Below are 16439 nucleotides of genomic sequence, written 5' to 3'. Positions count from 1 at the left end.
GAAAACTTAGTTTACAATGTAGTAAGTACCATGAGAAAAAATTTTACTTAGTACTTCATGCTTTTGGAATTAAATGAAATGATTGTCCTTCTTAATCTACTTATATTCGAAATTTGTCGTCGTACTCTCTATAATGTTGGTCTCCAAGTAAGAGCCCTTGAAATTTTGATTCAAGACACTCATTTGTATTTTCTCTGATGTAGAATGAGGTATTACCTCAATTTCTGCTTTTCCATTGGCCATTTTGATGGATTCACTTCCAGTTGGAGTTCCTTGGTTTTTGAGTAAATCACCTCCCATCAAACATTGGAAATAGACTCTTTCTTCATAATTCAAACATCTTCGCCCCTCCTTATCTCTTGCGGTAACCGTAAACAAATAATTGCCGTTTTGGAGTAATTGACTTGTCAGTTTCAATTCATGTGGTGTTCCTGCTTTTTCAAAACTATAGTTCACATGCATAGAATCTCTCGACACTTCTTGCCCATCATTATACCCCACACAATGCAGTTGATTATTTCCTTCTTCAAACTGAATATCCCAATTCAAGCCACAAGCCGGAAATGAGGTAATATCGCGTTTTTTCTTGCCTTGACTTTTACCATTTAAGAAAAACTCTACTTCTGCATTATTGCTGTACACACAAACATTACGCGGTTTTCCTTTTTTACCTGAACGTTCCGTCCAAGTATGCGATTCTATATAAGAAAATGGTTCTTCTGACCAATAACTTTTGAAGACATAAAAAGCATCTTTAGGATTCCCTGCCCTGTCCAATAGCCCTTTTTGGTTGATATAAGGGATATCATTTTCTGGACGAAGAGGTGTACCAAAATCCTTAAATGCCCATTGAGCATTTCCTACAAATTGATCGTGCGTTTCGCTGACACTCAAATACCAATCAAATAGGTCTACAATATAGTTCTCGCTCCAATCACCAATCTTTGAAATAGAAGTTACTTCCAATTGATTCACCTCTTCTTCCCAATGATCCGCCTGAATTTTACCTTCACCTGTAATGGGTGTCTCCGTGTGTCTTCCTAAATGACTTGAACCGCCATATTCCATATGAAAGAAATGATTGTAGTCTTGAATCGATTTATCAACTACTGTTTTATAATTGGTATAGGCTCCACTGTACCACCCTGACCAAATTGATGGACTGAAAACATCAACAATAGTCGCTCCATCATAATATTTTCTGATGGCGGTCTTACGAGATGGATCGAGCTCATGGGCAAGATCATTCATCTCTTTCAAAAAGGAGTTCATCTTTTCTACATCATCACCTCCTTCGAAATCAGGCAACCAATAGATTTCATTGCCTAGCGACCATATAATGATACTTGGATGATTGTAATTTTGATCAATCATCTCTTTCAACATATTTTTTGTGTTGGTTTTCCACACTTCATCGCCCACACCACCTCTACACCAAGGCACTTCATCCCATATCAAAATCCCTAATTCATCACAAGCCTTGTAGATTTCAGGGTCTTGAGGATAATGGGCTAAACGCACAAAGTTTGCCCCCATACTTTTGATGAGTTCCATATCTTCTCGATGCATTTGATTGCTCATGGCAGCCCCCACTCCTGCGTGTTCCTCATGACGGTGTGTACCTCTTAATAGTAAGCGTTCGCCGTTAAGGTAAAACGGGCCGTTCTTTTTAAATTCAAACCATCTCACACCAAACGATTCAATGATTGCATCTGTTTGTTGCTTTTTATGCTTTAATTCGACTTCTACTGAATACAAATTCGGAGACGTTGTGCTCCATAAAGTAGGTTTTGATAGTGTAATTTTACCCTGACTTTTTTCTTTCGCAGAACGCTCAATGGTATCTACTATATTTCCCTCAGGATCTTTTATTCTCAGCACCAATATATCTTTAGGTTGAAGTTCTCCATCAACATAGACTTGAAAGTCTACTATTGCTTTTTCACGAGAAGCTTCCTCCAAAGTAATCTTCACATCATTAATATAAGCGGGGTCGACTGATTTCAGCCATACGTCTCTTGTGATACCACCATAAATGAAAAAATCTGATTTTTGAGAAGGAATAACTTGTGGATCATAACTATTATCTACTTTTACAACTATCTCATTGTCACCCTCTTTTAAAAATTCTGTTAATTCTATTTCAAAACCCAAATAACCGCCAATATGCTGTCCTGCTTTTTGGCCATTGACGTAGACTTCGGTGGTGATATTTACTCCTTCAAAATAAAGGAACCTACGCTGTTCGCCCAACGATTTAAAATTCAATACTTTCTTATACCAACTGATGGATCTTCTGTACCCTGGCGTGAGGTCTACCGCATCCTCATTATTCCAAGTATGCGGTAGGTCAATGTTTATCCAATGATCAGAAGACTTAAGATCAACAATATCTGTAATTGGCTGTTCCAGATATTGCCATTCTTTATTGATATTTTTTATTTCTCTAGCATTTGCTGTAGTTGTTCCTAACAACGAAATACTCCAAAGAACCCATAAATATATTCTCTTCATGATATACTACTTCTTATGTTTTGATTGTGATTGTGACCTTCAAAATTTTTAAACTGAGAATCATCATTTCAATATTTGTTTGTAGTGCACTTCAGTAAAGCGTTAATATTCTCAATTTTTATTGAGGTACTTTTTGAAAAATCACATCTCCAAAGTCAGTGCTTTTCTTCTTTTAATTGCCTCTAAGAAATAATAGTCAGCGTAAGCGATTGGTGCATCTATTTCATCATTTTTAGGCCAATCTCCTGTACTATGATCCAAAATAAAAGGTGCATTTACGTTGCCTAATACATAGTGATCACTTCCTAAAGTTTCCAAAATTGCATCTGCATAAGCGACGTACTTATCTTCTTTGGTATATGTATAAAGTTCATAAAGTGCTGAAGCATAAATCGCGGCAGAAGATGCGTCTCTGTAATCATTAGGTATTTTTGGAGAATGCATATCCCAGAAAGGTACTTTGTCTTCAGGCATTTTTTCCTGATTCATAATAAAATCAGCAATGTGTTGTGCTTGGCTTAAGAAACGCTCATCTTGCGTATATCGGTAACACATAGTAAAACCATACAAGCCCCAACCTTGTCCCCTTGACCATACTGAATTAGTATTAATACCTTGGTGTGTGAGAAAATTATTGACCTCACCTGTTTCGGGATTATAGTCTACTACATGGTAACAACTGTAATCGGTTCTATAGTGATTTTTCATGGTCTGTTCAGCGTGTGAGACGGCCATATTATGATAAGATGGGTCACCTGAAATTAAAGAGGCTTCAAACAATAATTCCAAATTCATCATATTGTCAATAATCACCGGGAAAGTCCATCTATCTTGTCCAAAATCCCAAGATTTAATACAGCCAACATCTGAATTAAAACGTGTACTCAATGTTTTTGCACTTTGAAGAAGCACAGCTTTCAAATGATTATCTTTTGATACTTTATAAGCCTCTCCAATACTACAATATACCTTGAATCCCATATCATGTGTACCTGCATTCCACTGTTCTCTTTCCATGTAGGGTAGCCACAAATTAGCACGTTTTAAGAATACAGAATCACCGGTGATATGATACATTTGAATTAATGAACCTGGAAAAAAACCACTTGTCCAATCTCTGGAAGGTCGTCTGCGTGGAGTACCATCTTTTTCAAGACTACGTGGAAAACCTAGGGAATCTACCGGATAGTTGAGCATATCTGGAACCCGAGCATTAACGCTCGGATTCCATACTTTATAATGCTCTTCAACCTCTGTCGAGTTTCCTCTTTCTACATTCCCACTACTTGCTGCACAACCGAGCAACAAGATACCTACTAAGCATTTTAAATATTTCATACAGATTAGTAACCTTGATTTTGAGAAACGTTTGGCATTCTATCAACATCTTGCTGATACTTTGGCATCAAATAGTCTTTTGAAACATCAAATGATTGTTGCTCTAAACCACTTACACCAAAAGCTTCTGGTGCCATTTGTCTTCTTTTGATATCGAACCATCGTCCAAATTCAAAGGCCAACTCTAGTCTTCTTTCCTCTAAAACAATCGTTCGTAGCTCATCTTTAGAAACTCCACCTGAAACATTTGCAGGGAAAGCATTATCGTTCGAAGGATCTCCATCTAACTCTCTTCTTGCACGCTCACGTACACTGTTTACATAACCTATTGCTTCTGCATTTGGACCGCTTGTCTCATTCAATGCTTCAGCAGCAATTAATAAAACTTCTGCGTAACGCATGATTGGATAATCATACTCTGAATCTCTACCACTGTTACCTGTTGGCGTATTAGACTGTCCCACTGATCTGAAGTACTTACCAATGTACGGTCTTGCTACATTTCTACTGTCTACTGTAGGGAAGTCTGTATAAGGTAAAGTATTACCATCTACCACCATCACGGTATCAAAACTTACCGAACGACGATAATCTTTTTCATCCCATGATTCAAAAACTTTTAGAGCAGGAACAGCCACACTCCACCCGGCAAAACCAAAGCGTTGGTCTCCTCTTGGGCCTGTTACTGGTATAATAAAGTCTGTTGAAGTATTTGCCCCTCCCAATGAAGAAGGAACACCACCACCATCACCACCTTTGAAATCAATCTCAAACAATACTTCTTTTGAAGCTTCAGGAACTGATGGATCAAAAAGGTCTGCAAATTCACCTTCTAGGTTGTAACCAAATGCACCGCTGTTATCAATCACATATTTTGCTTCTTCATAAGCTTTAGCAAAATCCTCTGTTGTTAAGTAAACTGACGCTAAAAAACCTGCGGCTGTACCCTTACTTGGACGTGATCTCATTCTTGATTGCTCTGGTAACCATTGCTTTGCAAATTCAAGATCTTCAATGATTCCTGCATAAATTTCTTCCGCAGGAATCTCTTGCATATTATAAGCATCATCCGGATTATCGATTCCTTCATCGACATAAGGTAATGCACCAAATAATCTCACAAAATTGTAATAAACAAACGCTCTTAGGAAGTAAGCTTCAGCAATGATTGCATTGATTTCTGCTTCATCGCCATTGACAAGTTTAGCACCTTCAATAGCAACATTTGCTGCACCAATAATTTCATGTCCTTTTGGCCAGAATGCTGATACCATACCGTTATTCGCACTCATACTCATCTGATCTACCTCAATTCTTCTACTTGAGGTACCCATATCACCAATAGTGGCCATATCACCTCTTAATAGTAATGTGAGTGACAGTTTTCTACCCCAAAATTGTTCGTGGCCCAATAATGAGTAACCACCATTTACACTCAACATTAAATCTGATGGAGTACTGAAAGCATCCGGAGATAAAATGCCTACCGGCTTTTCTTCAAGGTTAGTACAAGAGTAATTGAAGAGCATTCCCACTGAGAGTAGGATTGTATATATGAATTTATTTTTCATTTCAGTTCGTTTTTAAGTAAAGATTAAAGACCTACATTGATACCAAAAGTGTAACCTTTTACATTAGGGTAGCTACCATAATCAGCGCCTAGGTTTCTATTAGAATTAGAACCGCTACCATAACCTACTTCAGGATCTAAACCAGGATAGTTGGTAAATGTCAATAGGTTTTGAGCACTAGCGTATATACGTAATGATCTTAATTTCATCTTCTGAGCCACTGTTGAAGGGAAAGTATATCCCAAGGCAATGTTCTTTAATCTCACAAAGCTTGCATCATAGATAAAGCGGTCAGACATTCTGTAAGGACGTTCTGCATTGGCTTTCGGCACATCCGTATTTGTATTTTGAGGCGACCAACGATTCAATGCATTTGTTGTTGAATTACCCTTACCCGATAGTGTTTCTAATTCCATATGTGTATAACTCACCATATCTTGACCATGCACACCTTGGATATAAATGTTCAAATCAAAGTTTTTATATCGGAAGCTATTATTTAATGACCAACTGAAATCTGGGTTTGGATCACCAATAATTTCTCTGTCATCGGCATTCAACTCACCATCACCATTTAAGTCGGCGAAACGTTCACCACCTGCTTCTGTTTCAAAGCCTGAACCATCCACAAAGTTGTCACCATCTTGGTACACACCTAAGTATCTGTAACCATAGAATACACCTACAGGCTGTCCTTCTACTAATAATTGTGTATCATCACCTAATAACATATGTGCTGGAGAATTACCATAAAATTCAGTTGAATCTGGTAATGACACTACCTCATTTCTATTGCGAGAGAATACGAATTCAGTATCCCATTGAAAATCACCTACGAAATTGTTGGTACGTAACATGATTTCAAAACCTGAGTTATTAACTTCTCCAACATTCTGTAATTGACCTTTCAAGCCCGCTACTGTAGGTAGTTGTCTAAAGAACAATAGGTCTCTTGTGTTTTTGTTATAATAATCTGCTGAAAGAGTAACTCTACCATTAAGCACTCCTACGTCTAGACCAATATCCATTTGTGAAGTAGTTTCCCAAGTAAGATTTGGCGACTCAAAATTACCGATCTTCAAAGCATTTTGACCTGGATCAATAGAGTAGGTAGGATCTAAACGGGCAAGTGATTGGTAAGGATCAATGGCCTGATTACCTGACACACCATAACTTGCTCTCAATTTGAACTCTGAAAACTTATCCAAAGTTTGCATAAAGCTTTCCTGATTGATATCCCAAGCTACTGCTGCTGATGGGAAGAATGCCCATTTTTGATTCTTAGCGAAGTTAGATGCACCATCATATCTAGCAGTAACGGTAAAGATGTATTTATTCATCAATGTATAATTCGCTCTTGAATAGAAAGACATAATACTTTGTTCCGTTAGTGCTGATGACGGAGTGTTAGGAACACCACCTTGCTGTAAAGCCCAGAAACTACTTGAGTTTGTGATCATGTTTTGTGAAGAAAGTGCATAAAATTCTTCAGAATCCTTTTGATAAGAGAAACCATTCACCCAGTTCAATCTGTGATCATCTGTTTCTTTTTTGATCGTAAAGTAGTTCTCTGTTAAAACTGACGATTGCTTTAAATTTTCAATAGTTCCAAGACCATTGGCGTTGTCACCTTTGATCAAGGTTGTTGGCCAAAACTCACCCTCTCGTCTATTGGTTACTCCAAGACCTAAAGTTGTTTTGAAGTTTAACCAATTTGTAAATTTGAAATCAAGGTAAGTGTTTGACTGTATACGGTCTGTTACTCTTTCTCTCTCGTACTCATTCATCATGGCAACAGGATTGTCAATATCATCACCTACTGTAGATATAGTATATACACCGTCCTCATCATAGATTCCTAAATCTGGATTAAAACGAACTCCAGCACTGATGACACCTGCGTTACCAGAACCACCTGAAGTTTCTTGTGTTCTCACTCCATTTGTTGTTCCTCTTCTCGCATAAATACTCACACCTGCTTTTACCCAATCCGATAGATTAGCATTTACATTACTGTTGATTGAAAATCTTTTAAAACCAGATCCTTCTAAAATACCTTTTTGATCAAAGTAGGTACCTGAGATATAATACTTTACATTATCTGAACCTCCACTAATACCTACTTGTGTATTGGAGATGGCTCCTGTTGAATAGATTTCATCTTGCCAATCTGTATTTGCTCCTCCTGTCACATAATCGGGGCGAGTTTCTTTGATGTAATCCGTGAATTGTTCTCCATTCAATAGATCCAATTTATTAGAGGTTTGCTGTAAAGAATATGAAGTATTTACGTCTACTTTTACTTTACCTGACTCCCCTGATTTGGTGGTAATTAAGATCACACCATTGGCACCTCTTGAACCATAAATAGCGGTAGAAGATGCATCTTTAAGAATTTCCATTGAAGAAATATCTTCTGCTGGTGGCATCTCTGCCCCCACAAAACCATCCACTACAATCAGTGGATTACTACTGGCATTAATGGAGGTACCCCCTCTGACTTTGATGTTGAAACCAGCACCTGGCTGTCCACCGTTGGCAGAAGAAATCTGTACACCCGGCGCTCTACCTTGTAAGCCCTCAACGGCCGAAGATACCGGAAATGCTGCCAAATCCTCTGATTTTACAGATGCCACTGATCCAGACATATCACTCTTTCGGACAGCACCATAACCTACTACCACAACTTCTTCCAATGACTCCGTGTGTGTAGGAAGTGCTACATTAATTTCACTTTTGTTTCCTACCGAAACTCTTTGTGTTTGGTAACCAATAAAAGAGATCAATAGAAAGTCTTCTGCTTTGGCTTCAATTGTGAATCCACCATCCATTCTCGTCACCACACCATTGTTGGTTCCTTCAATGACCACCGATACACCAGGAAGCCCTGTCCCGTCTTCTTCATCGGTGACTGTTCCTGATACAAACTTTTTTTGTGCTTCTTGTGCGTAAGTGATGTAGTTCATGCACATGATAAAAGAGATAGCGAAGGCTAAATAGCGAACCTTAATAAGTCGATTTTTCAATCTCATAATATTCAGTTTATAGATTCAATAAGTTTTTCGAATTATCAAGCTTATGTTTTTGAATAGTAATAGTTGTTTCATTTCATTATTGACGTTACTAGCAAACGTCATTATAACACTTGATAATTTTTAGGCAAGTAAGGGGTGAATTTGTTCAAAATTGTCCCAAAAATGGGGTAAAATCATACAAAATCGCCTTTTAGTGACCTAATTCAATGTTTTCTTGAAATTTTTTACTGTAGGCTGTTGGAGTACAGCCATGATATTTTTTAAATGATTTTGAAAAGTACTTAGGATCTTTAAAGCCCACTTTATAACAGATCTGCGAAATGTTAATTTTATTCTGTTCAATGAGCTGAGTGGCTCTTTTCATTCGCATCGATAAGATAAATTCATTAGGCGTAAGGCCGGTCCATTTTTTGATTTTGGTAAATAGCATCGTTCTACTGACTCCCAGTTCTTCTGTATATTGTTCTACATTGAAAAATTGGTTATCAATATTATTATCCATTATCTCAATGGCTTTGTTCAACAGCTGCTCATCCACAGATGAGATCGTAATTTCACTTGGACGAATGACGTTCCCTTCTTTGAATCTTACCTTAAGGCTATCCACAAATCGTAATAAGTTTCTGACTTTAAGTTTTAATTCTTGTACACTGAAAGGCTTACTCATATATTCGTCTGCTCCTAGCTCTAACCCTTCATATTTAAACTGATCGGCCGTTCTTGCTGTTAAAAGAATGATTGGAATATGAGAGGTTTTAATATTGGTCTTAATTTCTTTACAAAATGTAATACCATCCATTACAGGCATCATTACATCACTAATGATGAGATCTGGGGTGCATTCTACCACTTTTGACAATCCTATTTCCCCGTTTTCAGCTTCCACCACATTGTAGTCTGCCGATAATAGTTCCATTATAAAATTTCGGACCTGAACATTATCTTCCACAATAAGCACAGTGGACTTAGTTTGATCATTGACCAATTGATTCATATTTAATTCTGTAGCCAATGTTGTTGTAGGAATTTCTGTTACGCTTTGAGTTTTTGGTGAAAAATCTTCAATAATTTGCGTTTCCTCAGAAAAATGTTCCTTTCCTTTTTGGAGTAAAATAGAAAAACAGCTCCCTTTATTTCCTTCACTACTTACAGCTAATTCTCCTTGATGCAATTCCACTATACTTTTTGAAATAGCCAACCCTAACCCTGTCCCATAATTCTGTTGGTTTTTTCTTAATTCCTCAGATACTTGATAAAAACGATCAAAAATCTTTTCCCTGTAGTCTTCAGGGATTCCCTCTCCACTATCTTTGATTTTGATGTAGACATTTTTTTTATCATCAATGATCGAAAGTTGAATTTTCCCTTTAGCAGGGGTGTATTTAAACGCATTGGAAAGTAAATTATACAGTACCCTTTCTAATTTATGAGGATCAAAATAGAGATTAATGTTCTCTTCTTGACATTCAAAAGTATAATCATATTGTCCTTCAACAGCCAAAGCATTGAAAGATTGAAAAACTGTTTTTGTAAAGGAAACAATATCACCTTCCGTCACCTCTAGTTTTAGTTTATCATTTTCCATCTTTCTAAAGTCCATCAATTGATTTATTAATTTCATCAATTGTTGGGTATTTTTTTGCATAATGGCAAGTCGATTAAAAACAGCACTACTTCCTTTGTATTCACTAATAATCTGTTCCAAAGTACCTAAAATCAAGGTAAGTGGTGTTCTAAACTCATGGGAGATATTTGTAAAAAACTGAAGTTTACTCTTATTAATCTCCTGCTGCTGTTGATTCATTTGATGCTCCAATTCCAATTCATATTTCAAGTTCGTTTGTCTTTTCATCACTAAATGAACTGCAATTGCCATCAAAAGCAACAGACATGCATAGAGAAAAATGGCCCAAGAAGAAAACCAAGGAGCAGGATGTACTCTAATCTTCAAAGACCTTAAGTTTTCACTCGCTAAACCATCATTGTTCAAACCTCTGATTTGAAACTCATAATTACCGGATTGCTGTATGGTAAAATTTGCCCTAGAATCTGTGGTTTGTTTCCATTGATTATCGAGTCCTTTGACACGGTAAACAAACTGATTTTTATCAGAGTTAACGAAACTTGAAAATGCAAAATCAATTGTGAAATTAGTCTGATCATATCGCAACGAAATTGCCTCAGTTTGGTCTAATGGTTCATACAATATTTGAGTAGAATCATTGGGTAAAACCAATTGATTATTGATCCATAAATCCATTAGTTTAACATCAGGAGCATAACGATTTTTGGTGAAAGCATTGGGATTAAATTGTGTAATTCCATTTGGTCCTGCAAAATACATCCAACCATCACTACCAAATTGGGAAGCTTTATTATTAAACCCATTGGACACTAATCCATCTGACTCTTGATAAATTTTCTTGATCCCTGATATTGGGTTGTAACTCATTATACCATTATTAGAACTCACCCAAAGTGTACCACTTTTATCTTCTTCAATAGCCTGGATATATTGACTTGAGGCGGATAAGTCTGAAAACAAATCAATGAATTGAAATTGTCCATTCTCCAATTTATGCATTCCGTATTCTCTGGTTCCGACATAAATATCGTCCTTACTATTTTGAAAAATTTCGATGATATCTGCACTGATACCTCGTTTTTCGTCCATAAAAAACTGTTTTGAATTCAATACTTCAAAACTCTCGGGGTCTATTTCCAAATACGTCAATCCATTTTGTGTACCCACCCATAAGTTATTGTCTTTGTCTACCAGCATTGTCCTTATTTCATCATCTGACAATTGACTATTACGAGTTGTTAGTATCCTTTCTATTTCATCTGTTTTCTTGTTATACAAGTGTAATCCACCTCCAAAAGTTGCAACCCAAAAATGATCGTTCCCATATTGGATAATATCATAAACTGCATTATGTTTCAGTCCATTTCTTGTATTTATATGCTGGACCAATTGAGAGGTTTTCATATTCAAAATTGTAACTCCACTATCTAAAGTACACACCCAAAGTTCTTCTCTCAGCGAATCAATTTTTAGGAACTTTATATTATTACTTTTCAATACAGAATTCGATGTATTAAAATTGATAAATTGATCTTTCTTTTTATCCCATGATATGATTCCTCCACCTTCGGTACCGAAATAAAATTTACCGTAGAGCTCATCAATAGAGCTTATTACATTATGCGTCAATCTATTGTTAGTCGTATTTTGATTGATATAATTGAAATTGAAGTTTTGAGCGTTCCAAATACTGACTCCACCATAATAAGTTCCTATCCAAACAGTGCCATCTTGAGAACAATGAAGACTTTTTACCTTGTTTCCAGAAAGGTCATTGATATTATAAAATGTTGAATAGGCAGTGGTCAATTCACCTGAAGGTTGTATAATATTCAGACCGTTGTAAGTACCAACCCAAAGTCGACCTTGCTGATCAAAAACCATCGTTCGAACATTATTGTTGGTGAAATCACTATTTTCTTTAAGGTAATGGTTCAGAACATTATAGTTTGCGTCTATCTTGATCAAGCCATCACCTTGAGTACCAACCCAAATGTTTTTATCTTGATCCGTCAATATTTCTTGAACATAAATTTCCTTTCCTCCAAGTAACCTGACCTGTTCAAAAGTATATCCATTCTTATTGGAATGCATCACACAAAGTCCTTTAGCAGTGCCAATCCAAACCTTTTCTTGGGCATCAATATATACTTTAAAAACATGATTATCAGGAATTGAGTTAGGGTCATTATCTCTATGAAAAAATTTCAAAAACTTTCCGGTGGCAGGATTCAAAACATTGAGTCCATCTCTTGTGCCTACTAGCACAGTACCATCGGCCATTGTTGCCACCGAACGAACTGTATTATTGGAAATTCGGTCAGAATCAGAGGGACCTGATAAGTAACGCGTAAATTTTCTGAGATGAAAATCATAATGATTCAGTCCGTGATAGGTCCCAATCCACAATCCATTTCTTTGATCCAATGCAATATCCAAAATATCACTATTACTCAGAGAGTTGGGATCTTTGGGATCATTTCTAAAGATTTCAACCTTTTTACCGTCATAGCGGTTCAAGCCATCACGAGTTCCAATCCAAATCATTCCCTGCTGATCTTCAATCAGAGTGATAGCATTACTTTGAGAAAGCCCATGTTTAGTATTCAAATATTTAAATTGTAATCTGTCGGGTAATGTTTCTGTAAATCCTAATGACACAGAATAACACCAGATGAATAATACAATTTTCCAATGTTTCATAGTGTAACGTACATTTCATTCCAAAAAAATATAAAGAGAGATAGTCAGTTATTTATAGATTGTAGTACGACTTTTTATTCTTCAAGTCTTACGTTGTTTACTCTTTTGTCCAATATCAAGCTAGTATAAAAAATGAGAGACGATCAATTCACCTCTAAATAGGGGAACTAAGTTTGTTGTAACTAAATTATCATCGACTTTTAATCAGTACTTCTACCAACTTTTATAGTGTCTACTTTCAAACTTCCTTCTTCTTCATTTTTGTCTTAACACAAAAACGAAGCAAAAAAGTCAAGGCTTTGAACGCAAAAGCTAAATTCCATTCCTCTCGCCTAAATGATTTTAAACTCGCTAAAGCTCAAACAGCAAAATCATTTTTAACGGCTCAATACATGAAATTCTTAACGCTTTTCCCTTCAAGGCCGGAAGGAGTACTACCAAACTAAAATGGTAGGAAGTCAACTGGCGCAAATGTTAAGCGTAAGCGTCATTTGTGTCCCACTGATCATCAGAAATCTCCTGATTTCTAAAAAACACAAATAGCCTTAAACTTAGTATACAACTAAACTAACACAATGTTAAAATAAATAATTAAGATTGAACAAAAAAGGTTTTCTTCCTTTTACCCTAAAACATAAAGAAGAGACATCCTACAGTGTTGTTTTTTTTACTGTAGGAAGCCTCTTATAATTCATTTGATCTCAATCTACCTTCCAACTTCCCTTATTTCATTTCTGAAAAAAGTAGGAATTGAAGTCAAAAGCGAAACCGTTTATTCTTTGATCATTTTCTTCACTTGATTATTCGATTTTACAATATAAAATCCAGGAACTAAACTGGATATATCAATGGAAGCGGATGAAGAACGTAAAAGTAATTCACCTTGTAAATTGAAAATTTGAACTTCATGATCTGTACCCGAAACATTCAACGTTGATGTTGAATTGGGATTTGGGAAGATCATAAATGTAGATGTTGAAGTTACTTTTTCACCCATCAAAGAATTTGTATTTTGTGTTCGAGAGTTACTTGAATTATTGATTTGAAGGAGAGGTAAATCAGAACCGGACTCCCTACTTCTGTATCTAATTTCTTCTTGTGCAGCCCCAGTTATGACTAAGGTTAAATCTCCACCTGCATTTGACCTTACTTGATTGGTAATATCAATGTAAAAATATTGATCATCGTTATCGATAAACCAAGTTGCGATAGCTGATCCATAAGAAGGTTTGCTGTTCCAATTCAAATCAGATTCAGACCAACTGTTGGTATTTGCCACATGCAAACTATTCGAAACACCTTCTCCGGTGTAAGGATATAATCGAAGCATGGCCACATTCACGTCTGAAGAAGTGACACTTGAAAGATCAAATTTCAAATAACCTACTTGATTTTCGCTACTTTCTGAAATCACTCTAATGGAAGTGGATGTACCATATTTATTATTCGGTTTATCTTCTCTTGCATAAGAATCCACCGAGACATTAATAGTCATTGGTGTTCCGCCACCTGTTGGGGTACTTCCTGATTGAGTAATGGTAATGGTTTCGTTTTCACATCCCGATATTGAAACCGTGGCATTTCTTGCACTAGTCGCTGTATTTGCTGCTACGTTGATTGTTACAGAAGCACCACTTATGGACGTAGTAACCCAACTTTGAGAAGCATTTACAGTAAAATTATCGGTAGTAGTGACTGTTATCGTATTGCTTGAAGCACTTTCTGTAAAACTTAAACTTGTATTGGAGACATTCAATTTACAAGTCGGACTAGTACCTGATTGTACGACTGTAATTGTTTTCTCTTCGCATCCAATCACAGACACACTACCCGTCCTAACTGTTTCTGAAGAATTGGCTGTTGTATTAATCACTACATTCTCACCACTTTTAGTTGCTGTAATCCAAGACTGATTATCACTCACTGTAAAAGTTTCATCAGAAGTTACAGCAACAGTAATGCTCCCTGCTTCATTTGTCAACGATACAGATGTACTAGCAACGTCTAACGTACATGAAGGAGCTGCATCTGTAGTTTGCTCAATGATAACATACGTATCTAAACAGGCATCAATATTCACTCTACCAGAGCGATTTGCTCCTGTTGTATTACTATTGTAAGTCACTGTGATGGTATTGCCATTTCTTGATGCACTCATCCAGCTTTGGTCAGTACTTACCGTAAATGTCTCTTCCGTGATTATCTCAAAACTAAAACTTCCACTTCCTCCTGCGACTTCATACCCTAACTCTGGAGTAGCCACATGACATGAACTTCCTTTTGATCCAATACCAGTCTTCAATTCAGAAGGTTCAAAATCATTGATTCTATTGTTATAGAAATTTCCTGTAGATGGAATTCGTGTATTGTTCCATGCATAATTATCTTCAGAACCACTATTGGCCACTGCGACCTCTACACCACTTGAATTAAGGTCGAAAGTATTACCGTAAATATAATTATCATGTGCTGTAAACTCTTGTGGCACTCCTGCTCCTTGTCGAGGAACCACCATAATGGAACGAGCAATTTTTGAATTACCATCTTGGTAAAAGGTATTGTTACGGATCTTTGAGTATGTTCCTTTAATGTCTAGATGGCTATCTGCAAAATTAGATCCCGATATACCTGATCCTCTTATAATGCAGTTTTCAATAATTGTATTTTCGGAACCTTCTTTAATCTCTACAGGTTCTGCTGTAATATTAGGGCCGAAAGTACTGTTTTTGACTAGAGTATTATGACAAGCCCTTCTGTACCTTTTCCCTTTTTCACCCGTACTACTACCGTCTCCTTCCCACCATACTGCATTGTCTGATCCAATATAAATGCCTTCCCCGAAACCGTCATCACGCTTTCCTACATCATGTAAATTGATATTATCAATCACACAATCATGGGAGTGATCCCTGATATGAAGGCCTTCCTGTCCTATATCATAGATCTCTACGTTTTGCACTAAAGTGTTGCTTGAATTATCAAGAATCAATCCTTTCGCACCATTTCTAATGACCAAATCTTTGATGACCCAATTACTTCCGGTCACATGCAAAACATAACCGCTAACATTCCAACCAGCTCCTTCCAAGACTGCTGGATTCGCGGCATTAGCACTCCGTAAAGTGATGTTACTTTGTGTACCTCTGAAGTAAGCACTTCTGGATGAAATATCGCTGTTAATCCCTGAATAAAAACTGGCCAATGGATAATAATAGCTAGTCGCTGATGTGGTATAGCTACCACTGGCTAGCACAATTTCATCTCCAGGTGATGCCTCTTTTAAAGCATCAATAAGTTGTTGTGATGTACTCACGTTAATAGTTGCCGCTGAGACTGTTGCGTTCATGAAAAACAAAAGTGTACATAGGAGTACACCTGTACATAGCTGATGCATTGATAATAAAAATGCTTTTTGAGGATTGCATTTTAAGTTAGTTTTAAACATTGTGTTGTAACGTTTAGGTTGGTAAAATAATTCATTCATTTCTGATTGTTCTGAGACTTAAATGGCTTCATTTAAGTAATAGTTATGCTGAGTCGGTTTGTCCACTTTCCTTTAGAAACAGTACATTATTTGTCAGGTCAAAATATGATTTTCATCCACCATGGTCTATTTTAATTCCTTCAAAAAATCACTTTCTTTTTTCCCTTCTAAATAGTGCTCTCATTTCTAATCTTTAGCTTTTAAACATC

The 16439-nt window shown here is 36.6% G+C and carries 6 protein-coding genes; all 6 read right to left on the bottom strand.

All coding sequences use genetic code 11. The features are described from left to right. Nucleotides 1–96: 96 nt before the first annotated feature. The gene (locus tag PL77_RS24705; RefSeq protein ID WP_044211381.1) at nt 97–2514 is read right to left on the bottom strand and encodes a glycoside hydrolase family 2 TIM barrel-domain containing protein; all 2418 of its coding nucleotides are present in this window, start codon (nt 2512–2514) and stop codon (nt 97–99) included. Nucleotides 2515–2655: 141 nt separating this feature from the next. Beyond that, the gene (locus PL77_RS24700; protein ID WP_044211378.1) at nt 2656–3852 is read right to left on the bottom strand and encodes a glycoside hydrolase family 88 protein; all 1197 of its coding nucleotides are present in this window, start codon (nt 3850–3852) and stop codon (nt 2656–2658) included. 5 nt (nt 3853–3857) lie between these two features. After that, a complete protein-coding gene (locus PL77_RS24695) occupies nt 3858–5423 on the bottom strand; it encodes a RagB/SusD family nutrient uptake outer membrane protein (RefSeq protein ID WP_044211376.1) in 1566 nt (521 codons plus the stop codon). Nucleotides 5424–5446: 23 nt separating this feature from the next. After that, complete coding sequence (locus PL77_RS24690) at nt 5447–8455, bottom strand: TonB-dependent receptor (RefSeq protein ID WP_044211374.1); 3009 nt, start codon at nt 8453–8455, stop codon at nt 5447–5449. 193 nt (nt 8456–8648) lie between these two features. Continuing rightward, complete coding sequence (locus PL77_RS24685; RefSeq protein ID WP_044211373.1) at nt 8649–12746, bottom strand: two-component regulator propeller domain-containing protein; 4098 nt, start codon at nt 12744–12746, stop codon at nt 8649–8651. Nucleotides 12747–13518: 772 nt separating this feature from the next. Further along, on the bottom strand, nt 13519–16092 hold the full coding sequence (locus PL77_RS31010; protein WP_172665944.1) for a BACON domain-containing protein: 2574 nt from the start codon (nt 16090–16092) through the stop codon (nt 13519–13521). Between the last annotated feature and the right edge of the window lie 347 nt (nt 16093–16439).

This window comes from Flammeovirga sp. OC4, assembly GCF_000812565.1.
In the GTDB taxonomy this organism is placed as follows: Bacteria; Bacteroidota; Bacteroidia; order Cytophagales; family Flammeovirgaceae; genus Flammeovirga.
Note: the sequence above shows the minus strand (reverse complement) of the source record. Positions and strands in the feature narration are given on the sequence as shown.

Excerpts from the sequence above, each read along its gene's own strand:
- PL77_RS31010 (WP_172665944.1), bottom strand. The coding sequence starts at position 16,092 with ATGAACGCAACAGTCTCAGCGGCAACTATTAACGTGAGTACATCACAA.
- PL77_RS24695 (WP_044211376.1), bottom strand. The coding sequence starts at position 5,423 with ATGAAAAATAAATTCATATATACAATCCTACTCTCAGTGGGAATGCTC.
- PL77_RS24700 (WP_044211378.1), bottom strand. The coding sequence starts at position 3,852 with ATGAAATATTTAAAATGCTTAGTAGGTATCTTGTTGCTCGGTTGTGCA.
- PL77_RS24685 (WP_044211373.1), bottom strand. The coding sequence starts at position 12,746 with ATGAAACATTGGAAAATTGTATTATTCATCTGGTGTTATTCTGTGTCA.
- PL77_RS24690 (WP_044211374.1), bottom strand. The coding sequence starts at position 8,455 with ATGAGATTGAAAAATCGACTTATTAAGGTTCGCTATTTAGCCTTCGCT.
- PL77_RS24705 (WP_044211381.1), bottom strand. The coding sequence starts at position 2,514 with ATGAAGAGAATATATTTATGGGTTCTTTGGAGTATTTCGTTGTTAGGA.